General features: G+C 49.4%; 20 protein-coding genes. 15 read left to right on the top strand and 5 right to left on the bottom strand.

What is annotated here, in order from left to right; all coding sequences use genetic code 11:
- Positions 1-83: 83 nt before the first annotated feature.
- The gene (gene hslO / locus ACFQ45_RS14170; protein ID WP_377368806.1) at positions 84-953 is read right to left on the bottom strand and encodes an Hsp33 family molecular chaperone HslO; all 870 of its coding nucleotides are present in this window, start codon (positions 951-953) and stop codon (positions 84-86) included.
- A gap of 172 nt (positions 954-1,125) precedes the next feature.
- Here hslO and ACFQ45_RS14165 point away from each other — a divergent pair, with 172 nt between their 5' ends.
- Positions 1,126-3,048: an ATP-binding cassette domain-containing protein gene (locus tag ACFQ45_RS14165; RefSeq protein ID WP_377368804.1), complete on the top strand. Its 1,923-nt coding sequence runs from the start codon at positions 1,126-1,128 to the stop codon at positions 3,046-3,048.
- Between the two features lie 96 nt (positions 3,049-3,144).
- Here the strand turns inward: ACFQ45_RS14165 and ettA are convergent, their stop codons facing one another.
- Together ettA and ACFQ45_RS14155 are read right to left on the bottom strand one after the other, a co-directional pair.
- Positions 3,145-4,806, bottom strand: a complete 1,662-nt coding sequence (ettA, locus tag ACFQ45_RS14160) for an energy-dependent translational throttle protein EttA (RefSeq protein ID WP_377368802.1) — start codon at positions 4,804-4,806, stop codon at positions 3,145-3,147.
- A 69-nt stretch (positions 4,807-4,875) separates the two neighbouring features.
- Positions 4,876-5,781 carry a DMT family transporter gene (locus ACFQ45_RS14155; protein ID WP_377368800.1) on the bottom strand — a complete coding sequence of 302 codons (906 nt, stop codon included), beginning with the start codon at positions 5,779-5,781 and terminating at the stop codon, positions 4,876-4,878.
- A gap of 160 nt (positions 5,782-5,941) precedes the next feature.
- On the opposite strand from ACFQ45_RS14155, the gene nrdR reads away from it, so the two are divergent.
- The 6 genes from nrdR (at position 5,942) to thiL (ending at position 10,733) form a co-directional block, all read left to right on the top strand.
- Entirely contained in the window at positions 5,942-6,418 is a 477-nt protein-coding gene (gene nrdR / locus ACFQ45_RS14150; protein WP_377368798.1) for a transcriptional regulator NrdR, read from the top strand.
- Positions 6,419-7,564 (top strand): bifunctional diaminohydroxyphosphoribosylaminopyrimidine deaminase/5-amino-6-(5-phosphoribosylamino)uracil reductase RibD, encoded by a 1,146-nt coding sequence (ribD, locus tag ACFQ45_RS14145; RefSeq protein ID WP_377368796.1) that lies wholly within the window; start codon positions 6,419-6,421, stop codon positions 7,562-7,564. It abuts the gene before it with no gap.
- Between the two features lie 17 nt (positions 7,565-7,581).
- Positions 7,582-8,721 (top strand): bifunctional 3,4-dihydroxy-2-butanone-4-phosphate synthase/GTP cyclohydrolase II, encoded by a 1,140-nt coding sequence (gene ribBA, locus ACFQ45_RS14140; protein ID WP_377368794.1) that lies wholly within the window; start codon positions 7,582-7,584, stop codon positions 8,719-8,721.
- A 24-nt stretch (positions 8,722-8,745) separates the two neighbouring features.
- Positions 8,746-9,213 (top strand): 6,7-dimethyl-8-ribityllumazine synthase, encoded by a 468-nt coding sequence (gene ribH / locus ACFQ45_RS14135; protein ID WP_452600465.1) that lies wholly within the window; start codon positions 8,746-8,748, stop codon positions 9,211-9,213.
- A 6-nt stretch (positions 9,214-9,219) separates the two neighbouring features.
- Positions 9,220-9,699 (top strand): transcription antitermination factor NusB, encoded by a 480-nt coding sequence (gene nusB, locus ACFQ45_RS14130; RefSeq protein WP_377368790.1) that lies wholly within the window; start codon positions 9,220-9,222, stop codon positions 9,697-9,699.
- An 83-nt stretch (positions 9,700-9,782) separates the two neighbouring features.
- A complete protein-coding gene (gene thiL / locus ACFQ45_RS14125) occupies positions 9,783-10,733 on the top strand; it encodes a thiamine-phosphate kinase (RefSeq protein WP_377368788.1) in 951 nt (316 codons plus the stop codon).
- Between the two features lie 153 nt (positions 10,734-10,886).
- On the opposite strand, the gene ACFQ45_RS14120 is transcribed toward thiL, so the two are convergent.
- Both ACFQ45_RS14120 and ACFQ45_RS14115 read right to left on the bottom strand, forming a co-directional pair.
- Positions 10,887-11,711 (bottom strand): amino acid ABC transporter permease, encoded by an 825-nt coding sequence (locus tag ACFQ45_RS14120; protein WP_377368786.1) that lies wholly within the window; start codon positions 11,709-11,711, stop codon positions 10,887-10,889.
- 13 nt (positions 11,712-11,724) lie between these two features.
- Positions 11,725-12,516, bottom strand: a complete 792-nt coding sequence (locus tag ACFQ45_RS14115; protein ID WP_377368784.1) for a transporter substrate-binding domain-containing protein — start codon at positions 12,514-12,516, stop codon at positions 11,725-11,727.
- Positions 12,517-12,692: 176 nt separating this feature from the next.
- Here ACFQ45_RS14115 and ACFQ45_RS14110 point away from each other — a divergent pair, with 176 nt between their 5' ends.
- The 8 genes from ACFQ45_RS14110 to ACFQ45_RS14075 all read left to right on the top strand — a co-directional run bounded on the left by ACFQ45_RS14110 (position 12,693) and on the right by ACFQ45_RS14075 (position 21,723).
- Positions 12,693-13,514 (top strand): hypothetical protein, encoded by an 822-nt coding sequence (locus ACFQ45_RS14110; protein WP_377368782.1) that lies wholly within the window; start codon positions 12,693-12,695, stop codon positions 13,512-13,514.
- 6 nt (positions 13,515-13,520) lie between these two features.
- Positions 13,521-13,991, top strand: a complete 471-nt coding sequence (rimI, locus tag ACFQ45_RS14105) for a ribosomal protein S18-alanine N-acetyltransferase (RefSeq protein ID WP_377368780.1) — start codon at positions 13,521-13,523, stop codon at positions 13,989-13,991.
- A 23-nt stretch (positions 13,992-14,014) separates the two neighbouring features.
- Positions 14,015-14,566, top strand: coding sequence for a DJ-1 family glyoxalase III (locus tag ACFQ45_RS14100; protein ID WP_377368778.1), 552 nt, complete (start codon positions 14,015-14,017; stop codon positions 14,564-14,566).
- Positions 14,567-14,813: 247 nt separating this feature from the next.
- Positions 14,814-15,944 carry a glutamine-hydrolyzing carbamoyl-phosphate synthase small subunit gene (gene carA, locus ACFQ45_RS14095; protein WP_377368776.1) on the top strand — a complete coding sequence of 377 codons (1,131 nt, stop codon included), beginning with the start codon at positions 14,814-14,816 and terminating at the stop codon, positions 15,942-15,944.
- A gap of 17 nt (positions 15,945-15,961) precedes the next feature.
- On the top strand, positions 15,962-19,180 hold the full coding sequence (gene carB / locus ACFQ45_RS14090; RefSeq protein ID WP_377368774.1) for a carbamoyl-phosphate synthase large subunit: 3,219 nt from the start codon (positions 15,962-15,964) through the stop codon (positions 19,178-19,180).
- Positions 19,180-19,656 (top strand): transcription elongation factor GreA, encoded by a 477-nt coding sequence (gene greA, locus ACFQ45_RS14085; RefSeq protein WP_377368772.1) that lies wholly within the window; start codon positions 19,180-19,182, stop codon positions 19,654-19,656. The genes carB and greA overlap by 1 nt, the downstream gene beginning before the upstream one ends.
- A 146-nt stretch (positions 19,657-19,802) precedes the next feature.
- Positions 19,803-21,158, top strand: a complete 1,356-nt coding sequence (locus ACFQ45_RS14080) for an Lcl C-terminal domain-containing protein (RefSeq protein ID WP_377368770.1) — start codon at positions 19,803-19,805, stop codon at positions 21,156-21,158.
- A 1-nt stretch (position 21,159) separates the two neighbouring features.
- Positions 21,160-21,723: an Lcl C-terminal domain-containing protein gene (locus ACFQ45_RS14075; protein WP_377368768.1), complete on the top strand. Its 564-nt coding sequence runs from the start codon at positions 21,160-21,162 to the stop codon at positions 21,721-21,723.
- The last annotated feature ends 7 nt before the right edge of the window (positions 21,724-21,730 follow it).

Below are 21,730 nucleotides of genomic sequence, written 5' to 3'. Positions count from 1 at the left end.
TAAGCGTGCAACTTTATTCTGTGACGTCTAGATAGCTTGCAACAGTCGGGCGGGTCCATATAAGCGAATTGTTTATAAGCCGCTTAGTGGGTTTGCGCTTGGTCGCCTAGGTAGTCGTCCAAATCTTCTTTTTGGAATTCGTAGGTTTCCGCACAGAATTGGCATTCGGTTTTAATAACGCCTTGTTCGCTTAGGATTTCACGCAACTCTTCCGCGCCCATAGATAGGATGGCGCTTAGGGTGCGCTGGCGAGTGCAAGAGCAGCCAAATTGCATGGTTTTGCCGTCGTATAGGCGAAGCTCTTCTTCATGGTACAAGCGGTGCAATAGGGTTGCTGTGTCCAGTTCGAGCAATTCTTCGTCTTTAACAGTCGATGCTAGGTGAACAAAGCGTTCCCATGCGTCTTCGTCCCCTTCTTTAGCTTGTTCAGCGGGTAAACGCTGCAGGAATAATCCGCCTGCTTGAGCACCGTTTGCAGCCAGCCATACACGGCTTGGTAGCTGCTCAGACTGCATGAAGTATTGCTCTAGGCATTCTGACAAGGTATCACCAACGATTTCGACGATGCCTTGGTAGCGCTGACCATTACGTGGGGTGATGGTGATCACTAGGTAGCCGCCTTCTAGCAGTTCTTTTAAAGAGACCGTCTCAGGGAAGGCCTGGGTCTCATCCCATTGGGCGATACCCCGTAGGTTTTGGCGTTCGTCACATTCGGTCATTAGGGTTTGCAGTACGCCGTTGCCCTTACATTGAATGGATAGCACGCCGTCGATTTTCACAATGTCGCGCAGCAAAGCAATGGCCGCTACGAATTCGCCCAGTAAGGATTCCAGAGGTTTGGGGTAGGATTTACGGGCAATGATGCTTTGATAGGCATCGTTTAATAGGACGCGCTCGCCTCGAACGTTGGTGTTGTCGAAGGAGAAGCGTTGGATTTCATTGATGTTGTTCACAAGAATCACCGTTAAATAATGTCTGTGCGTATTTTAGAACGCCGTCGAGAGGTTTGCACCTTATGTGGGGATAGATGCTGAGGATTAAAGGTGTAATCGTAATTTGTAGGTCGTGCTTTAGGGCGACAATCTAGATAAAATGCGCCTTTCGATTTTTAACGCAGAGAGTTCCATGATCCAGTTTACCCAAGTCAGTTTGCAACGCGGTACGCAGTTTTTGCTTGAACACGCCGATATGACCATTTTTGAAGGTCAGAAGGTGGGTTTGATCGGGGCAAATGGCGCGGGTAAGTCTTCTTTGTTTGCCTTGGTGCGCGGTCTTTTGCATGCGGATACCGGTGAGGTGATTTTGCCGGGACAGCGTCGGATTTCATTTATGGCGCAGGAAGTGGAAGAGGTGGATCGCACGGCGCTGGATTACTGTCTTGATGGGGATGATCGCCTACGTCGAATCGAAGCAGAAATCAACGCCGCTCAAACCAAAGGGGATGATAATGCTCATGCCCATTGGCTCGGGGAATATGAGAATGCTCAAGGGTATACGGCGCAAGCTCGTGGTGAGCAGCTACTGCAAGGTCTTGGCTTTAAAATGGCAGACATGCAGCGCAATGTCTCGGACTTCTCCGGTGGTTGGCGTATACGTTTGAATTTGGCCCGAGCTTTGATGTGTCCGTCTGACATTCTATTGTTGGACGAGCCGACTAACCACTTGGATTTGGATGCGGTCATGTGGCTCGAAAACTGGCTGTGTAATTACCCAGGTACACTTTTGCTGATCTCCCACGATAGGGATTTTCTTGATGGTATTTGTAGCCATATTGTTCACCTGTACCAGAAGAAGCTGAATCTCTACAAAGGTAATTACTCAGACTACGAGCGCCAGCGTGCGGAGCATCTTGCCCAGCAGCAATCCATGTTTGAACAGCAACAACGCAAGCGTGCTCACTTGCAGCAATACGTAGATCGATTCCGCTATAAAGCAACGAAAGCGAAGCAAGCGCAAAGTCGTCTAAAAACGCTGGAAAAGATGGAAACCATCGGACCTGCTCACATTGATTCTCAGTTTGAGTTCTCCATCCCGTTAGCCGAGAAAACTTCCGACCAGTTGGTGAGCTTAATCCAAGCGGATTTGGGTTATGTATTGGAGGATGGCAGTCATAAGGTGCAACTGGGGCAGTCGAATTTTTCTGTTCGAGACGGTCAGCGTATTGGTTTACTTGGCCCCAACGGTGCGGGTAAGTCCACCCTGATCAAATCCATCGTAAAGGAATTGGTTTTGTTGGGCGGTGAGCGAGTCTATGGGGAAAACACCAAGATTGGGTACTTTTCCCAGCATCAGTTGAGCGCTTTGGACTTAGAAGCTTCCCCAGTGCTGCATATTCAGCGCCTTACGCCAACGGCCCTTGAAGCGGATGTGCGTAAATACCTCGGCGGCTTTGGCTTTGTGGGAGACGATGCCCTGCGTGCGGTGAAAGGCTTCTCCGGTGGTGAAAAAGCCCGCTTGGCCTTGTCCTTGATCGCTTGGCAGCGTCCCAACCTATTAGTCCTCGATGAGCCGACCAACCATTTGGACATCGAAATGCGTCAAGCCCTGACGGAAGCCCTGCAAGAATTTAACGGCGCGATCCTAGTGGTATCCCACGATCGTCACTTGTTGAACAGCACAGTGGATGAATTCTTCCTTGTGGCGGATCATAAAGTCACAGCTTTTGATGGGGATTTGCATGAGTACCATACTTGGTTGCAAGCTCGTCAGCAGCAAGCCAACCAAAGCGAAAAGGCCTTGGCGGATGACGCCAAAGTCGAAAAAGTGGATCGTAAAGAAGAGCGCCGCAAAGCCGCTGAATTGCGTGAAAAACTCCGTCCTCTGCGTAAGTCCGTAGAGAAGCACGAAAAAGCCATGCAAACTGCCCAAGGCCACTTGGACATCATTGGTGAAGCCATGTCTGACAACAGTCTCTATGAAGCAGCCAACAAAGACAAGCTGCAAGCCCTGCTAGCGGACGAAGCCAAATGGAAGCAATCCCTAGAGCAAGCGGAAGAAGCTTGGTTCGAAGCTCAAGAAGCCCTTGAAGAAGCCGAAGCAGCTTTGTAGATTTTGATTCGTCGCGACAAGGTTTTTTGATTGGTTAATAAAAAAGCCGCTTCAAGTGAAGCGGCTTTTTTGTACTCGAACGAATCAAGGTGATGACTAGGCGTCGATACGCTTGTATTTGATGCGTGTCGGTGTGGCGTCTTTGCCCGTACGAGACTTGTAGTCGGCTTCGTATTCTTGGTAGTTACCTTCGAAGAACACGGCTTTAGAGTCCCCTTCATAGGCCAAGATGTGGGTAGCAACACGGTCAAGGAACCAGCGATCGTGGGAAATAACAATGGCAGAGCCAGGGAAAGCCAGTAGGGCTTCTTCCAAGGCGCGCAATGTTTCAACGTCCAAGTCGTTGGTCGGTTCGTCCAATAGTAGGACGTTGCCGCCTTCTTTCAGAAGTTTCGCAAGGTGCAGACGGTTACGCTCACCACCGGATAGGTGTTTCACCAGTTTCTGTTGGTCAGAGCCTTTGAAGTTGAAGCGGCCGATGTAAGCACGGGCAGGCACTTTCCAGTTGTGAACTGTGATGATGTCTTGGCCGTCAGAGATTTCTTCAAAAACGGTTTTTTCACCATCTAGCTCACGCATTTGGTCAACGTAAGCAAGTTGTACGGTTTCACCCAATGTCACGGTGCCCGCATCAGGTTGCTCTTGGCCAGCGATCATTTTGAACAGTGTGGATTTACCGGCACCGTTACCACCAACAACACCTACGATCGCGCCTGGTGGCACAACCATGTTGAAATCTTCGATCAAGACGCGACCGTCGAAACCTTTAGACACGCCTTCGATCTCGATTACCTTGTTACCAAGGCGTGGACCCGGTGGAATGTACAATTCGTTGGTTTCATTACGCTCTTGGAATTCTTTCGAGTTCATTTCTTCGAAACGAGCTAAACGTGCTTTGGACTTAGACTGGCGGCCTTTTGCGTTTTGACGCACCCACTCAAGCTCAGACTTGATGGCTTTGTTGTGAGACGCTTGTTGCTTGGCTTCCATCTCTAGGCGCGCGTTCTTTTGGTCAAGCCAAGAAGAGTAGTTGCCTTCGTAAGGAATACCGTGACCACGGTCAAGTTCAAGGATCCAGCCAGCGGCGTTATCAAGGAAGTAACGGTCGTGGGTAATCGCCACAACGGTGCCTGGGTAGTCTTTCAAGAAGCGCTCTAGCCACGCCACGGATTCTGCATCCAAATGGTTGGTTGGCTCGTCTAGAAGGATCATGTCTGGCTTGTCGAGCAATAGACGACAAAGGGCCACACGGCGACGTTCACCACCAGATAGGTGCTCAACATTGGCATCCCAAGGCGGAAGACGAAGTGCATCAGCGGCGACTTCAAGGGCACGCTCAAGGTTGTGACCATCTTTTGCTGTAATAAGGTTTTCAAGCTCCGCTTGTTCTGCTGCCAAGGCATCAAAGTCTGCATCTGGGTCAGCGTACGCTGCGTAGACTTCATCAAGACGCACCAAGGCATCTTTCACGTCGGCAACGGACTCTTCAACGATGCCACGGACATCTTTGGTTGGGTCCAGCTCAGGCTCCTGTGGTAGGTAGCCCACTTTAAGACCCGGCATTGGACGTGCTTCACCGTTGTATTCTTTATCAACGCCCGCCATGATGCGCAAAAGCGTGGATTTACCAGAGCCGTTTAGACCTAATACACCGATCTTAGCGCCAGGGAAAAAAGAAAGAGAAATGTCTTTAAGAATCTCGCGTTTAGGCGGTACGACCTTGCCTACGCGGTTCATGCTGTATACAAACTGTGCCATAAGGTTCTGTCTGTTCCTGAGTTGAAAAATACGTAAAAACGAATGGAGCAAAGCATAGCATAGCTGGGATTAATTCAGAATAATGCCGAATGCGCCCCCAACAACGAAAAATGCACCGATCCAAGCGCCCAGGGCAGGGGCTTGCTTGGTGGTTAGCCAGAGCCCTGGCAAAATCAGTACCGGCACCGTGGCAGAAAGGGTCGTTACCAAGCCCACATTAGCGTTACCCACCCCCCATACCAACACACTCATGCCGATCACCATGCCCACTGTGGCCACTAATGCCAATCGTAGCCAGACGGTGATGGGGAAGCTACTGAGCGGAGCCAGAGCTTTATTGGGGCGCGGTTTGAAATATAGGAAGTAAGCCAACAATAAGCCAGCTGCCCCTGTACTGACGCGCACGGCGGAAGCGACCATAGGGTCAACACCGGCCAGTAAGGCGGGCTTAGCGATCAGAGCGCCACTGGCTTGGCATAAGGCCGCCATAAGGGCCATAAAAATGCCCACCCCAAGGGAGCCTTTTGTGGTTTCCCATTCGTGGGTCTGGCCTTTTTTACCGAATAAGGTGGCGATCACCACCCCTAATAACACCACCCCACAAAACATCAGCTCTGTTAGGCTCAGCACTTCATCGAGAAATAACCACGCCAATAAAATGGAGAAAGGGGCGTTCATGGCAAACAGCACCCCGGCGCGTCTTGGTCCTAGTCGATGTACCGAATTAAATAAAAACGAGTCGCCAATCAATATGCCCAGCAGTCCAGAGAGAATCAGGGGCCAAAGGAAGTCCGCCAGTACTCCAGCCGAGTTAATCCGCCATAAGCTAATAAAACAAAGCACCAAAGCAGCGAAGGAAATACGCAAAGTATTAAAGCGAAAAGCCCCTAATTGGCTAATCAATCGCGGAGCCACAAGGCTGGAGATGGTCCAGCATAATGCCGCCACTAATCCGGAGAGTTCAGCTAACACCATTTTATTATGATTCCTAAGGGCTTGATTAGCGTGCGTAAAGTCAGGCTTTGGGTCGTGTTTGGTAGCTATATTAGTGATGGGTTGATATTATCTTGCGCTAATATGAGCCAGGTTTTATTGGCTCGCATCGTACGAAATTTTGCCAACTATTGGAACCAGCATGCGTTGTCCTTTTTGTGGTACTCAAGATACCAAAGTCCTTGACTCGCGCCTCGTTTCAGAGGGTGCTCAGGTACGCCGTCGTCGCACATGCGGCCACTGTAATGAGCGTTTTACAACGTTTGAAATCGCTGAGCTGCAAATGCCTAAGCTGATCAAAAACGATGGTAGTCGAGTGCCGTTTGACGAAGAAAAACTTCGCTCCGGGATACTCAAAGCCATTGAGAAGCGCCCGGTGAGCATCGAAGCCATTGAAACGGCCATTTCCCGCATCAAAGAAAAGCTGCAAGCCACCGGTGAGCGAGAGCTGGCATCACGGATTATCGGTGAAGCCGTGATGGACGAACTCAAGCGGCTCGACCAGGTGGCCTATGTGCGTTTTGCCTCCGTGTACCGCAGCTTTAAAGACATCAGCGAATTCCGTGATGAGATTGAACGCCTAGAACAAGGCAGCAAAAACCAAACCGAGGAGAAATAAATGGCTCAGCCCTATGTGAACGATGAACAACGTATGGCCCGTGCCGTTCAACTTGCTCGGCTAGGGATGTTTACCACCCATCCGAACCCTAGAGTGGGGTGTGTGATTGAGAAAGACGGCCACATCATTGGCGAAGGCTTTCACGCCAAGGCAGGTGAAGGTCACGCAGAAGTGCAAGCCCTAGCCAGTGTGCAGGGGGACACAACAGGCGCAACCGCTTATGTCACTTTAGAGCCTTGCAGTCACCATGGGCGCACGCCACCTTGTGCAGAGGCCTTGGTAAAAGCGGGTATCACCAAAGTGGTGTACGGTATGGAAGATCCTAACCCAGAAGTCGCAGGGCGCGGATTACAGATTTTAAAAAAGGCAGGGATTGAAGTGGTCGGCCCTGTTTTGGAAAACGAGTGCCGTGGACTGAACCCTGGCTTTATCAAGCGTATGGAAGAAGGTCTGCCCTTTGTGCGCGTTAAACTCGCCATGAGTGTGGACGGCCGTACGGCTATGGAATCCGGCGAAAGCCAGTGGATTACTGGCCCTCAGGCCCGAGGTGATGTGCAAAAACTGCGCGCCCAGAGCGCTGCCATTGTCACGGGAATAGGCTCCGTCATTGCTGACAATCCAAGCATGACGGTACGCATTGATAACCAAGGCAATGAAGTGGACGCCAAAACCGTGCGCCAGCCTTTACGTGTCGTTATGGATACGGCTCTTTCCATTGCGCCTGAAGCGAAGATTCTATACCCCACCAATGAAGTGGCGATCTTCTGTGATGAAGAAGAAGTGGAAGCAGATCATCTAAAAGCCCTACAAAAGAAAGGCGTTGATGTTCGTTTCGTGCCTCTAGGTGAGGACGGTCGCTTGGATCTGGTAGAAGCCATGGGGCAACTGGCGGATGAAGGCATTAATGAAGTGCTAGTGGAAACCGGTGCTGAGTTGGCTGGTGCCTTCTTGAATGCTGGTTTAGTGGACGAATTAGTCATTTATATGGCGCCAAAACTGCTTGGCTCTGCAGCGCGTCCGTTATTAAGTTTACCGTTAGAACACATGTCCGAAGCGGTTGAGCTAGACTTACAAGAAATGACCAAGATAGGTTCTGATATTAAATTCGTGTACGTCCCACAATACCGAGACGACGAAGCAGAATAACCAAAAGGTGAAGTACTATGGCAATCAATACCATTGAAGAAATATTGGCGGACATGCGCCAAGGCAAGATGGTCATTCTGATGGACGATGAAGACCGTGAGAATGAAGGTGATTTGATCGTACCGGCGGAGTGCATTACCCCAGAGATCATCAATTTTATGGCGGTGCATGCTCGCGGCCTGATCTGCTTAACCTTGATGCCAGAGCGCTGTAAACAGCTGAATTTACCCCTGATGGTGAACCAAAATGGAACGGTTTACAGCACTAACTTCACCCTGTCTATTGAAGCAGCGGAAGGTGTGACTACGGGGATTTCAGCGGCGGATCGCGCCCTAACCGTTAAGCGTGCTGTGGCTGCCAACGCCAAACCGTCTGACATAGTGCAGCCAGGTCATGTTTTTCCATTGATGGCCCGAGCTGGTGGTGTTTTGTCCCGAGCTGGACACACCGAAGCGGGGTGTGATTTGGCCCGCATGGCGGGTTACGAAGCGGCGTCCGTGATCGTTGAAATCATCAATGACGACGGCACCATGGCCCGTCGACCAGATTTAGAAAAGTTTGCCGAGAAACATGGATTAAAAATTGGTACAATCGCCGACCTGATTCATTACCGCACATTGAACGAGACCACGGTGCAACGAGAAGCGGAGCAAACCGTGGAAACGGAAGTGGGCGAATTTAATGTGATTACCTACCGGGATACCGTACAGGGCCTAAGTCACTTGGCGTTTGTGAAGGGGGATATCGACCCAGAACAGCCAACCTTAGTGCGGGTACATGTGCGTGATCCTGCTCGTGATGTGGCTGGGATTAAAGTCCCAGGCAGCGAGCCAAAGTGGTCGATGCTGGACGCGCTAGAGTACATCAATAACGCCGGCAGTGGGGTGGTTGTACTGGTGGATACGGCAAACCGCCCAACGGATTTGGCGGAAATCTTTTTGACCTCGAGAACCCCTCGGGCAGGCAAAGGTTCGGATGAAAGCGGCTCAGGTGCTTACTTAACGGTGGGTACAGGCTCGCAGATTCTTCGTGATTTAGGGGTGCGCCAAATGCGCCTGCTAAGCTCACCAAGAAAATTCTCCGTGACAGGATTTGATTTAGAAGCAGTGGAATTCATTCCATATCAAGGCACTCCCGTCAGTGCTGATCAAGTTTAGTTTTTAGAGGCAAATATGAGCGATATTAAGACTTACGAAGGTCATTTCGCAGCGCCAGGAGCAAAGTTCGCTCTAGTGGTTGGCCGTTTCAATAGCTATGTAGTAGAAAGCCTAAAAGATGGCGCTATTGATACCTTGGTTCGCCATGGCATTAAAAAAGAAGACATCACGGTTGTGTATGCACCAGGTGCCTTTGAAATTCCTGTGGTTGTGAAAAAGATCGCAGAGAAAAAACAGTACGATGCAGTGATTGCATTGGGTGCTGTGATCCGTGGCGGTACGCCACACTTTGAATACGTTGCAGGTGAGTGTGTTTCTGGCTTGAGCCGTTTGGCGCTAGAGTTCGGCATTCCTGTTTCATTCGGCGTATTGACGGTTGACTCAATCGAACAAGCAATTGAGCGTGCTGGTACGAAAGCAGGTAACAAAGGTGGCGAAGCCGCATTGTCTGCTCTAGAAACGGTCGCTGTATTACGTGATCTGGAAGGCTAAGCAAGCATGACTGAACAAGATAAGGCCAAAGCGCCAAAGAAACCTTCTCGCTCCCAGATGCGCAGTGCATCTCGCGCGTTGGCGTTGCAAGCCATTTACCAATGGCAAATGAACCACTCTGCGATCAATGAGATCGAAGCTCAGTTCGCTGTGGATCAAGACATGAGTGCTTGTGACAAAGCCTACTTCCGTGAGTTGGTATACGGTGTGTCTTCCAAAGCCAAAGCATTGGATGGCCTGTACGAAGAGCTACTGGATCGTTCTATTTCTGAATTGGACGCCATCGAGCAAGCGACTTTACGCATCGGCTCCTTCGAGCTGTCTGAGCGCTTGGACGTGCCTTACCGTGTTGCCATCAACGAAAGCGTTGAATTGGCTAAAGCCTTTGGTGCAAGTGAGAGCCACAAATACATTAACGGTATTTTGGACAAGCTGGCACAGCGCGTTCGCCGCGAAGAAATCGCAGCACGCCGCAACGCTAAGTAAGCCTCTTTGAGTCTTCAGAAAAGCCATCAATTGATGGCTTTTCTTTTATCTGCCCCAGTCATTTATTAAGCATAGGAAGCAGCATGCAAGAGTTTGAGTTGATTCGCTCAATTTTTCAGTCATCCGTTATGGCCAACACCGAAGGCCGCAATGACATCCTGCTGGGGATCGGTGATGACTGTGCTCAAGTGCAAATCCCCGAAGGACAAACACTGGTCTTCTCAATGGATACCATGGTGGAGGGGCGGCATTTTCCCTTTGACGCGGACCCGCTAGACATAGGTTATCGCGCAGTGGCCACCTGTGTCAGTGACCTAGCAGCCATGGGGGCTAAGCCCGCCTTTTTTACATTGGGTTTGACCATGCCAGAGTCCGATCCCCAATGGTTGGCAGCGTTTGCTGAAGGCATGGCGGAGTTAGCGGAACCTATAGGTTTATTACTCGTAGGTGGGGACACCACCAAAGGCCCTTTGACCATTACCTTGCAAGTGCATGGCTATGTGGAAAAAGAGCAAACACCACGACGCAGTCAGGCTCAGGTAGGAGACGATATTTACGTCACTGGCACTTTAGGCGACGCAGCCGCAGCGGTGCCTATCGTTACCGGTGAAATGCATATTTCCGCGGCTCGGTTTGACTACTTCTATGACCGCTTTTGGCGTCCATCCCCCCGCTTGATCGCTGGCATGGCTCTCAAGCGCGTCGTGCATAGCATGCTGGATGTGTCCGATGGCTTGGCCCAAGATTTACAGCACATCACCACGGCCTCTGGGGTGGGGGCTAAGATCCGCTTGGCGGACTTACCCGTATCCGATGAGTTAAGAGACTGGCAACCTGATTCTGCCTACACCTTGGCCCTAACGGGTGGGGATGACTACGAATTGTGCTTCACGGCCCCTAAAAGTGCTCGGGAAGAGATACAACTCATCACCCAGACCTTACACCTGCCTTGCACTATCATTGGTGAAATCACCGAATCAGGCTTTGAAGTGGAAGGCTTCCAAGGTGAGCTTGGCGGTTGGCAGCATTTTTAGCGTTTAATCCTAGTTGCTTGTAGGTCGGAATTTATTCCGTTACACATTGTCGCGATAAATCACGACCTACAAATTAACAAATTCCAGCCTATGTAGGTCGGACTTTAGTCCGACAAAAAGACACATTGTCGAGATAAATCACGATAAGTCGTGTTATTTAAGGTGCTCATGGCGCCGTAAATAGCGCTCCAGCCCTCGAATCATTAATGACAAGGAAAGCGTTAGCACTAAGTACATAAAGGCCACTACGTTGTAAGTTTCGAAAAACTGAAACGTGGATGAACTGTATACCTTGCCCAGTTGGGTGATGTCCTGCACCCCCAGTACCGATACCAGTGAGGAGTCTTTGATCATGGCGACGAAGTCATTGCCCAGTGGTGGCAAGATTTTACGCAGGGCTTGTGGCCAGATGATTAAACGAAAGCGCTGCCAGCCGCTGAGTCCAAGGGCTTGGGCCGCTTCGATTTGCCCTTTACTGACTTCTTGAATGCCTGCACGGAAGACTTCTGCAATGAAGGCACTATAACTAATAGACAGGGCAAGGATAGCGCGCCATAGCAGGGTGAAGTCTCGGGTGCGAGCCTTGTCGATCCAGCCTTGTTCAATGGGGTATTGGAGCACCCAGTTATAAAACTTGATGATTTCAGGTGCGCCCACAAAAGCTATGTAAAACAGCAGTACCAAGACCGGAATGCCACGTAATACCTCAATGTAGAAGCGCGAGAATTCACGGACAATGCGCCAGCGGGAGAAGCCCATCATGGCGACTACAAGCCCCATGATGGACGCTATAACAAAGGCGCTAAGGGTGACGCCAATCGTCGTCAGTAAACCTTTGCCCAAGGTGTTGGCTATGGCCTGATAGCCTTCGTCTGCGATGAGATTCCAAGCCAATAATGCGCCGATCACCAAGGTGGCCATTAACCACCAAGGTAATCGATCAAATGCTTGTCTGTATGAAGCGGAAGTTTTTTTCATGGATCGTTAGAGACTACTGGTTGTAGTCAAAGAACCACTTTTGATTCAAGGCGTCCAAGGTGCCGTCTGCACGCATAGATTCAATGGCTGCGTTGACTGGTGCAACTAAATCCGAGCCAGGGGTGAAGATGAAGCCAAATTCTTCGGAGCCTAGTGCATCGCCAACGACTTTAAAGGCACCTGGGTTTGCACCAATGTAACCGCGAGCAGAGGTGGCATCCATTAATACTGCGTCCACGTCCCCTGATTTAAGGGCTTGCACGGATGCACCAAAGGTTTCAAACAGGCTGATGCGTGGATTTGACTCGTCCCCATCAAGCACGTCGTACACGGCCACATAAAAGTTAGTGGTACCCGGTTGTGCACCAAAATAGAGGTCGCTGTCTTTAGCGAATTCGCTGGCGTTGCTGAAGCGGTCTTCGTCAGCGCGTACTAGCATAAATTGCTCGGAGACAAGGTAGGGCACGGAGAAGTCCACTTGTTCCTTACGCTCTTCATTAATAGTAATGCCATCCATGCCAACATCGTATTGGCCTTGTTTTACTGCTTGGATCATGGTGTCCCAGCTGCTCAGTTGCCAGTCAACTTTTGCGTTGAGACGTTTGGCGATCTCATTAAAAGCATCGTATTCCCAGCCAATGCCTTCACCGGTTTGGGGATCCACGAAGTTCAGTGGCGTGTAGGCATTTTCTGTTACGGCGATTATGGTGCGACCTTTTAAGTCTGGAAGCTCTTGGGCTGGGGCTGTCATGGCCGTCAGCGATAACACCAGTGCGACAGCAGACGCAAACAATGATTGTTTCATGGAATACCTTTTTGACTATCTTGAGGAGGATAATGGCAGCGGATTATACGCATCTCGTGGGCTTCTCTCCATGCAATCCTGACGAATAATTCAGCATTAGGTTTCTTTGTTTGGCGAGTCTTACCACTCACGGGTATAATTTATCACCTGACTTCTCATTTTAGGACGCATGTTTCGTGCCACGTGAACTCTCATACGCTCAATCTTTCCAAACGGACTGCTTAGAACAGCTCGGGGTGGTGAGTTGGTTTGCCTCCAGCGAGCCCGTTGTCGGCGTGACATTTCGTCCTGCTCAGCCTTGGGCGCGAGCGGATGGGTTGGTAGCTGACGCGCCGCCAGTGGTTGTTTCTGAGCCGGACGTGTCTGCGTTTGCGCCCCCAGAGCCAGTGGTGCCTCCTAAGCCCGTTGATCCCGCAGAAAAAGACGCCAGTGTGGCGAACCTACGCCAGCAACTCAATGCTGCGCCGGAAGTCATCGTCGAAGATCTGCAGCCTATTGAAGAGCCTTCGGTTCACATTGATCCTATGCCAGAGGTGGTTGATGCCGGTTTGCCTACCCGTGTCAGCATGGCTGGATATTGGGTTGCAGAGCGTTTGTTGCTGATTACGGACTTACCTTTGTCCTTTGATGATGAGGCCGCGCTAGATAAGCTGGCATTAAGTTTGTCGAAAGCGCTATTAAAGCAAGACATAGAGGCCTGGCAAAAAGCCAACTTCATTTGGCCCGGTAAGTTGAAAAATCGCTACCTGCTGAATCGACAAGATTGGGTGCTAGGGGCATTTGAGCAGTTTTTGACTAATTACCTAAAAGCGGATGCGCCTTTGTGGGTCATTATTGCAGGAGAGCAGGGGGCGCAATTTGTTGAAGCCTTACCTGCAGGTCATCCATTAAAAGCCTATCCGACAGCCCATGTGCACAGCTTGCCACAAATGTTGCGTATCCCGGAGTTGCGCAAAGAGGCATGGCAAACCATGCAGTCCACTTTCTTTAATAAGTGATCTTGTATGATCTTATTGCATCCTGAGTATCACATACGGGAGGCTGACGCCTCTGATGCGCTTTTGATCATGGCGCTGGATCAGCATTCTAATCCTCACCCTTGGTCTGAATCTTTGATTAAAGACGCCTTGGCGACACGCCGAAACTGGGTGGTGGAAACCCAGACAGATCACCAAGTTGTGGGCTGGTTGACCGCATTCCAAGTGGCGGATCAGGCGGAGCTAGAACAAATTGTGAGTCATCTGGCCCACCGTCGCAAAGGCTTGGGGAAGGCCTTAATGCAGACATGGCTTAAATGGTGCGATGAGCAATCCATGTATGAGTGTCTGTTAGAAGTGAGAGAATCCAACCATGCAGCCATTGCCTTATACCAACAATTAGGCTTTGACATCGTGGGACGACGAAAAAACTACTATCCTTTGACATCGGGCGGCGCAGAAGCAGCGATCCTGATGACTCGATTAACCGTTAAATGAAACGCGAATAAAAGGGGCGAATTATGGCCAGTGTATTGGTGCCGGTTGCAAATGGCAGCGAAGACATCGAAGCAGTCACTATTATTGATGTGTTACGTCGTGGCGGCGTGGAAGTTACTGTGGCGAGTGTCCATGATACCCAGCAAGTGACCTTGGCTCGCGGTTGTAAGCTAGAGGCGGATGTGTTGCTAACGGATGTGGCGGAGCAAATGTACGATGCCATTGTCTTGCCTGGTGGTATGCCAGGGGCAGAGCATCTACGGGATTCTAAAGTGCTGTATGACATTTTAGAAAAACACGACGAAGAGAATGCTTGGTTGGCGGCGATCTGTGCTGCACCGGCTTTGGTGTTAGGTCATCATGGCTTCTTGGTGGATGCTCAAGCCACCTGTTATCCGGGGTTTGAAGAACACTTAAAAGGCGCGGATTATCTGCCTGATCAACCGATTGTTATGGACGATAATGTCATTACCGCTCAAGGGCCTGCCATGGCCATGGCGTTTGCGCTTAGTGTCCTGTCAGCTTTGGTGGGTTATGACGGGACTCAAGAAGTGGCTGATGGCTTATTGTGCTAATTTTTTGATCTTGTCTAAAAGGTCAAATAAAAAGCGCCATAAAGTGTCGAACTTTACTGAATCAGGCGGCTTTTAGAGTGGACGGTTTGGCCATATAAGAGTAAAATTGTTCAGATTTTTTAGCCATAGCTAGCTCAAATTAAGCAGTAGTCTAGCGATGGCATCAGCGTGATTTTATAAAGCGAGGTGAGCCACGAGTTTACCTCGCTTTTTTGCAACCTAAAATAGGCTTTTACGGGAGGTTCCTTTGGCAACATCAGCGATTCTTGCTCTGGAAGACGGCACTATATTCAGAGGAGTGTCGATCGGGGCAGATGGCTCTTCAACCGCAGAGGTTGTATTTAACACCTCTATGACCGGTTATCAAGAAATTCTTACCGACCCTTCCTACGCTCGACAAATGGTCACTCTGACCTACCCTCACATTGGTAACACTGGCGTTAACGCCGAAGACGAAGAGTCTAACCAAGTTTGGTGCTCGGGCTTGATTATCCGTGACCTACCATTGCTTTCTAGCAGCTGGCGTCAACAAGAAACCCTAGACGCATACTTAACGCGTAAAGGTGTGGTTGGCATTGCGGACATTGATACGCGTAAATTAACTCGTATCTTGCGTGAGAAAGGTGCTCAAGCTGGCTGTATTATGGCTGGCGACAACATCAACGAAGAGGAAGCGGTAGCACAAGCCAAAGCTTTCCCTGGTTTGAAAGGCATGGATCTAGCCAAAGAAGTGACATCAGAGAAGTCTTACGAGTGGACAGAATCTACTTGGGATCTGGTGGATGGTCACACTACGCCAAGCGAGTTCCCATTCCACGTGGTGGCTTACGACTTCGGTGTGAAAACAAATATCTTGCGTATGTTGGTTGAGCGAGGTTGCCGCTTGACTGTCGTACCTGCGAAAACGCCTGCAAGCGATGTGCTAGCTCTTAAACCAGATGGTGTTTTCCTGTCTAACGGCCCGGGTGACCCAGAGCCATGTGACTACGCGATTGCAGCAATTAAAGAGATCCTAGAGACTGAAATTCCCGTGTTCGGTATCTGTCTAGGACACCAGTTGCTTGCTTTGGCGAGTGGCGCACAAACCGTGAAGATGAAGTTTGGTCACCACGGTGCAAACCACCCAGTACAAGACATTAAATCTGGCCGAGTGATGATCACCAGCCAGAACCACGGCTTCGCTGTAGATGAAGCCACGTTGCCGGCAAATCTTGAAGCGACTCACAAGTCTTTGTTTGATGGATCTCTTCAAGGGATTGCACGTACTGATAAAAAAGCGTTCAGCTTCCAAGGGCACCCTGAAGCGAGCCCTGGCCCACACGATGTGGCGCCGCTGTTCGATCAGTTCATTGAAAACATCAAAGCAACGAAAGCCTAAGCGAGAACGAGAAGACTATGCCAAAACGTACTGACATAAAAAGCGTCTTAATCTTAGGTGCTGGTCCGATTGTCATCGGTCAGGCCTGTGAATTTGACTACTCAGGTGCGCAAGCCTGTAAAGCCCTTCGTGAAGAAGGCTTCCGAGTGATCCTTGTGAACTCTAACCCTGCGACCATCATGACTGACCCTGTGATGGCAGATGCGACTTACATCGAACCGATTGAGTGGCAAACAGTAGAGAAGATCATCGAGAAAGAGCGCCCAGATGCGGTACTTCCGACCATGGGTGGTCAAACGGCTTTGAACTGTGCGCTGGATCTTGAGCGTCACGGTGTCCTAGCGAAATACAATGTTGAAATGATCGGCGCGACAGCAGACGCTATCGACAAGGCGGAAGACCGTCATCGTTTTGACGAAGCCATGAAAGCTATCGGCCTAGAATGTCCTCGTGCGGGCATCGCTCACAACATGGACGAGGCAATGGGCGTTCTGAACGAAGTTGGCTTCCCATGTATCATTCGTCCATCTTTCACCATGGGTGGTACCGGCGGTGGTATCGCATACAACATGGAAGAGTTCGAAGAGATCTGTACGCGTGGTTTGGACCTTTCTCCAACCAATGAGCTTCTGATCGACGAATCTCTAATCGGTTGGAAAGAGTACGAGATGGAAGTTGTACGTGACAAAAACGACAACTGTATCATCGTTTGTGCCATCGAAAACTTCGATGCCATGGGTGTTCACACAGGTGACTCCATTACTGTTGCACCGGCTCAAACTCTGACCGACAAAGAATACCAAATCATGCGTAATGCCTCTTTGGCAGTATTGCGTGAGATCGGCGTTGAAACCGGTGGTTCTAACGTACAGTTTGGTATGGATCCTAAGACAGGTCGTCTAGTGGTAATCGAGATGAACCCTCGTGTGTCTCGTTCTTCTGCCCTAGCGTCTAAAGCAACAGGTTTCCCAATCGCTAAGATCGCTGCGAAATTGGCCATTGGTTATACCCTAGATGAGCTACAAAACGACATCACTGGTGGCTTAACACCAGCGAGCTTCGAGCCATCTATCGACTATGTTGTGACTAAGATTCCTCGTTTTACCTTCGAGAAATTCCCAACAGCGAACGACCGTCTGACGACTCAGATGAAGTCTGTTGGTGAAGTGATGGCCATTGGCCGTACTTTCCAAGAGTCTATGCAAAAAGCATTGCGTGGTCTTGAAACAGGTTCTGACGGCTTCAACCCTCAGCTAGATCTTGCTGACGAAACCAGCAAAGAGAAACTGCAGCGCGAACTGAAAGCACCAGGTGCGGACCGTATTTGGTACATCGGTGATGCCTTCCGTTCTGGCATGAGCGTTGACGAGGTGTATGAAGTAACTGGCGTTGATCCGTGGTTCCTAGTGCAAATCGAAGACCTAATCAAAGAAGAGCAAGCCCTAGAAAACGCTGGTCTTGCGGATCTTGATTACGACTACATGCGCCGTCTAAAACGTAAAGGTTTCTCTGATGCGCGTCTAGCGTCGCTACTAAGTGTCACTGAGAAGTCTCTACGTGAGCGCCGTTACCTAGTAAACGTACACCCTGTTTACAAGCGTGTGGACACCTGTGCGGCGGAGTTTGCTTCGAACACAGCTTACATGTACTCCACGTACGAAGACGAGTGTGAAGCAGCGCCAAGCGACAAAGAGAAAGTTATCATCCTTGGTGGTGGTCCTAACCGTATCGGTCAAGGTATCGAGTTCGACTACTGCTGTGTGCACGCGGCCCTAGGTCTACGTGAAGATGGCTTTGAAACCATCATGGTGAACTGTAACCCTGAAACGGTTTCGACTGACTACGACACGTCTGATCGTCTGTACTTCGAGCCAGTGACACTGGAAGACGTACTAGAGATCGTTCGTAAAGAGCAGCCAACAGGCGTTATCGTTCAGTTTGGTGGTCAAACACCTCTTAAGATTGCTCGCGCGCTACAAAACGAAGGCGTGCCAATCATTGGTACAACGCCAGAAGCCATTGACCGTGCGGAAGACCGTGAGCGTTTCCAAAGCATGATACAGCGTCTAGGCTACAAGCAGCCTAAGAACGCCACTGTTCGTTCTACTGAACAAGCGATCGTGAAAGCCGCGGAAATCGGTTACCCACTTGTGGTACGTCCTTCTTACGTACTAGGTGGCCGTGCAATGGAAATCGTCTACAACGAGAAAGAATTGACTCGTTACATGACCTCTGCGGTAAAAGTCTCTAACGACAGCCCAGTATTGCTAGACCACTTCTTGAACTCAGCGATTGAGATCGACATCGACTGTATCTCTGACGGCAAGCAAGTCGTGATCGGTGGCATTATGCAGCACATCGAACAAGCGGGTGTTCACTCTGGTGACTCTGCGTGTTCTTTGCCGCCATACTCATTGCCAGCTGATGTGCAAGATGACATCCGTGAAATGATCAAGCGTATGGCCCTAGAGTTAGGTGTTATCGGCTTGATGAACACTCAGCTTGCGGTACAAGACGGTGAAATCTACGTGATCGAGGTAAACCCTCGTGCGTCGCGTACGGTGCCATTCGTTTCTAAGTGCATCGGTCGTTCCTTGGCGCAAGTGGCTGCCTTGGTTATGGCAGGTAAATCCCTAGAAGAACTTGGCTTCACAGAAGAAATCATTCCTGAGTACTTCAGTGTGAAAGAAGCGGTATTCCCGTTCAACAAGTTCCAAGGTGTTGACCCGATTCTTGGGCCTGAAATGAAGTCTACCGGTGAAGTCATGGGTGTCGGTGATACCTTTGCTGAAGCCTTTGGTAAAGCTGTTCTAGGTGGCGGTACTGTATTGCCAACCTCTGGCAGTGCCTTCATCTCTGTCCGTGATCAAGATAAAGCGGGTGCTGTGGATGTTGCGAAACGCCTTGCTGGCCTTGGCTTCAAACTTGTTGCAACCGGTGGTACGGCTAAGTACCTAGCGGACCAAGGCGTTGAGGTTCAGAAAGTGAATAAAGTAAACGAAGGTCGCCCTCATATCGTAGATATGTTAAAAAATGGTGACATCGACTACATCATTAACACAACATCTGGCACTCAAGCCATTGCAGACTCCTCTGTGATCCGTCGCACAGCGCTTCAAGGTAAAGTGTGTTACACCACGACTTTGACTGGTGCGGAAGCAACCAGCCTTGCGATCAGCCGTCTTGGCGAAGAGATCAAGGTAAGAAGACTGCAAGATTTGCATTCGGGGAAATAATGAAAAAAGTACCTATGACAGTGGAAGGGGAAGCGCGTCTACGCGAAGAACTTAACCACCTGAAATCCGTTGTTCGTCCACGAGTGATTGCTGACATCGCAGAAGCTCGTGAGCACGGCGACTTGAAAGAAAACGCAGAATACCACGCTGCTCGTGAAGAGCAGGGGTTTTGTGAAGGTCGTATCTCTGAGATCGAAGGTAAACTATCGGATTCACAAGTCATTGACGTGAAATCCATTGCCCACACGGGTAAAGTGATCTTCGGCACCACGGTGACTTTATACAACGTGGACACAGAAGAAACTGTGACCTACAAAATCGTAGGCGATGACGAATCGGATGTGAAAGCGAAGAAAATCTCTTACGCTTCACCGATCGCCAAAGCAATCATCGGCAAAATGGAAGGGGACGAAGTGCCTATTAAAATTCCAGCCGGTGAAGTGGTTTACGAAATTGAGAAAGTAGAGCACCTGTAAACTCAGGTATCTAATCACTCAAAGGACAAAAACGCCAAGGAGAAAACTTCTTGGCGTTTTTTTTGTCTGTGTTTTAGGTCAAGATTTTGTCAGCTTGGCCGAAAAACTGACTATCCTTAATTTCTAATAGAATGCTTATTATCATCATGAACCGACTGATCCTTTCATTACTGTGCGTAGTCTTTTTGGCCAGCTGTGGCGTGCCAGAGGATCCATTGGAGGGGCAAACAAGTGGATCAACTGATGGAAGCTCGGGGGAAGATTCTGGGAGTGGCTCGGATACGGGAGGCGATTCTGACAGTGATACAGATTCAGAGACAGTGGATACAACCTTGCATCCGGTTGTTTCACTGGTTGCTATTGCTGGCAGTAATGCAGTAAGACTGAACTGGAATACAGTGCTAAACGCTGAGTCTTATGATGTTTATTATTCAACGTCTGAAATTACAGATAGCACGGACTTAGGAACAATTAACAAAGCTACAGTATCGCCAACTACCGATACTACTTACACTGTAACTGGCTTAAGCAATGATGTTTTGTACTATTTTGCAGTAGTTGCAAATAGCGGCTCTGCATCGGCCTTGGCAGGAGCAGATCCGTTAACTACGGATGTTGGGCCTGTTAAAGCTGTCACCCCGAATTCTAATGGGTTGGATCTTACTCAGTTCACAAGTACTCGTGAGTTAAATGACACCGGAGCGACTTACTCTCTCACAACGACTAGCCACGACGACACATGCGCTTCTCCTGGAAGTTTAAATGCAGATTACCAGGACTGTAGTTATGGCCGAGATAACGATGATCAAGCTAATGCTGATACAGATGGTATTGCAGGTTTTAGCTTTACTAAAATTGACTCCACGGGTCGCAAGTTGAAATCTTCTGTTGAGGATTGGGACTGTGTATTAGACAACGTTACTGGGTTGATGTGGGAAACGAAAAAAAATGGTAACGGTACCTTGGGAGAAAGTCTTCATGACGCTGATGATGGCTTTACTTGGTACTTTGATAACAGTCACTCAAACTATCAAACCCTAGTAAATAGTGGTGCAATACCTGAAATTGGTAGTGGAGTATCTTCTGGTTCACCGGAAGGTACTACGCCGAATTCTTGTTACGGCTACACGGTAAGTACGACTTCAACTAACTGTAATGCTCACTACTTTATGAATCGTGTTAATGAAGTGGGTTTATGCGGTTACAATGACTGGCGTTTACCATCCACCAATGAGCTAATGAGTATTGTTTATTATCGCTCGATCGTTCCAACTCTGACTATAGATGCTTTGGAAGAAAGCTTTTTTCCAAAGGATGACTCCGTTGTTCGTTCTAAATTTTGGACTCGGTCTCCCTACAATGACCCTGACTCAGATGATAGGGCTTGGTCGGTTGTGTTTAGAGATACCAGTAGCACAACAAGAGGGAAGGAGACAGGGATGGTTGAGCCACAAACTAAATCAACAGTGTATGGCATAATTTTAGTGAGGGATGCTGGCTGATATGATTCGTCTTAAGGTATTTCTTGGTAGCTCATTCTTGTTGTTTACTAGCATTTCCGTGTTTGCTGAGTGTTCAAGTAAGCGTGCGATCATTGCTGAGACTGCCCCAACCTCCAATTACATAGTGGATACTTCACGTGAGGTGGTAACTGATACCACAACAGGGCTTATGTGGAAAATGTGTCTTGAAGGATTGTCTGGTACTGATTGTACCTCTGGCTCCGTTGCTAGTGTGACATTCACTGGGGCAACTACCCTGGTTGATGATGCAAATACAGCTATGTTTGCGGGTTATGACAATTGGCGATTGCCAAATATTAAAGAGCTCCGTACTACGGTGGAGGAGCAATGTCGTCAACCTGCATTTAATGAAGAGGTATTTCCAAATGTTCCTGGAAGTGGCTATGTTTTCTCCAATACGCCACGTTCTTACCGCGAAACTGGTGAGATTTGGTTGTGGTTAATAACAACGGCTCAAGGGGCCCTGTATCCATACGGAGTGAACTCTAGTGGCTCTGGTGCGACATCTAGTTCACACGTCCGCCTTGTCCGTAATGCTCAGTGAGTAATTT

The sequence above is a fragment of the Rhodanobacter aciditrophus genome (genome assembly GCF_042679525.1).
Lineage (GTDB): Bacteria > Pseudomonadota > Gammaproteobacteria > Pseudomonadales > Marinomonadaceae > Marinomonas > Marinomonas aciditrophus.
The sequence above is the reverse complement of the archived record's forward strand: the minus strand, read 5'-3'. Positions and strand labels throughout refer to the sequence as shown.

What these genes read in the sequence shown, in the direction of transcription:
- ACFQ45_RS14155 (WP_377368800.1), bottom strand. Translation starts at nt 5,781, where the DNA reads ATGGTGTTAGCTGAACTCTCCGGATTAGTGGCGGCATTATGCTGGACC.
- ACFQ45_RS14120 (WP_377368786.1), bottom strand. Translation starts at nt 11,711, where the DNA reads ATGAAAAAAACTTCCGCTTCATACAGACAAGCATTTGATCGATTACCT.
- carB (WP_377368774.1), top strand. Translation starts at nt 15,962, where the DNA reads ATGCCAAAACGTACTGACATAAAAAGCGTCTTAATCTTAGGTGCTGGT.
- ribBA (WP_377368794.1), top strand. Translation starts at nt 7,582, where the DNA reads ATGGCAATCAATACCATTGAAGAAATATTGGCGGACATGCGCCAAGGC.
- rimI (WP_377368780.1), top strand. Translation starts at nt 13,521, where the DNA reads ATGATCTTATTGCATCCTGAGTATCACATACGGGAGGCTGACGCCTCT.
- ribD (WP_377368796.1), top strand. Translation starts at nt 6,419, where the DNA reads ATGGCTCAGCCCTATGTGAACGATGAACAACGTATGGCCCGTGCCGTT.
- ACFQ45_RS14165 (WP_377368804.1), top strand. Translation starts at nt 1,126, where the DNA reads ATGATCCAGTTTACCCAAGTCAGTTTGCAACGCGGTACGCAGTTTTTG.
- ACFQ45_RS14115 (WP_377368784.1), bottom strand. Translation starts at nt 12,516, where the DNA reads ATGAAACAATCATTGTTTGCGTCTGCTGTCGCACTGGTGTTATCGCTG.
- ACFQ45_RS14075 (WP_377368768.1), top strand. Translation starts at nt 21,160, where the DNA reads ATGATTCGTCTTAAGGTATTTCTTGGTAGCTCATTCTTGTTGTTTACT.
- nusB (WP_377368790.1), top strand. Translation starts at nt 9,220, where the DNA reads ATGACTGAACAAGATAAGGCCAAAGCGCCAAAGAAACCTTCTCGCTCC.
- thiL (WP_377368788.1), top strand. Translation starts at nt 9,783, where the DNA reads ATGCAAGAGTTTGAGTTGATTCGCTCAATTTTTCAGTCATCCGTTATG.
- ACFQ45_RS14100 (WP_377368778.1), top strand. Translation starts at nt 14,015, where the DNA reads ATGGCCAGTGTATTGGTGCCGGTTGCAAATGGCAGCGAAGACATCGAA.
- greA (WP_377368772.1), top strand. Translation starts at nt 19,180, where the DNA reads ATGAAAAAAGTACCTATGACAGTGGAAGGGGAAGCGCGTCTACGCGAA.
- nrdR (WP_377368798.1), top strand. Translation starts at nt 5,942, where the DNA reads ATGCGTTGTCCTTTTTGTGGTACTCAAGATACCAAAGTCCTTGACTCG.
- ettA (WP_377368802.1), bottom strand. Translation starts at nt 4,806, where the DNA reads ATGGCACAGTTTGTATACAGCATGAACCGCGTAGGCAAGGTCGTACCG.
- ACFQ45_RS14080 (WP_377368770.1), top strand. Translation starts at nt 19,803, where the DNA reads ATGAACCGACTGATCCTTTCATTACTGTGCGTAGTCTTTTTGGCCAGC.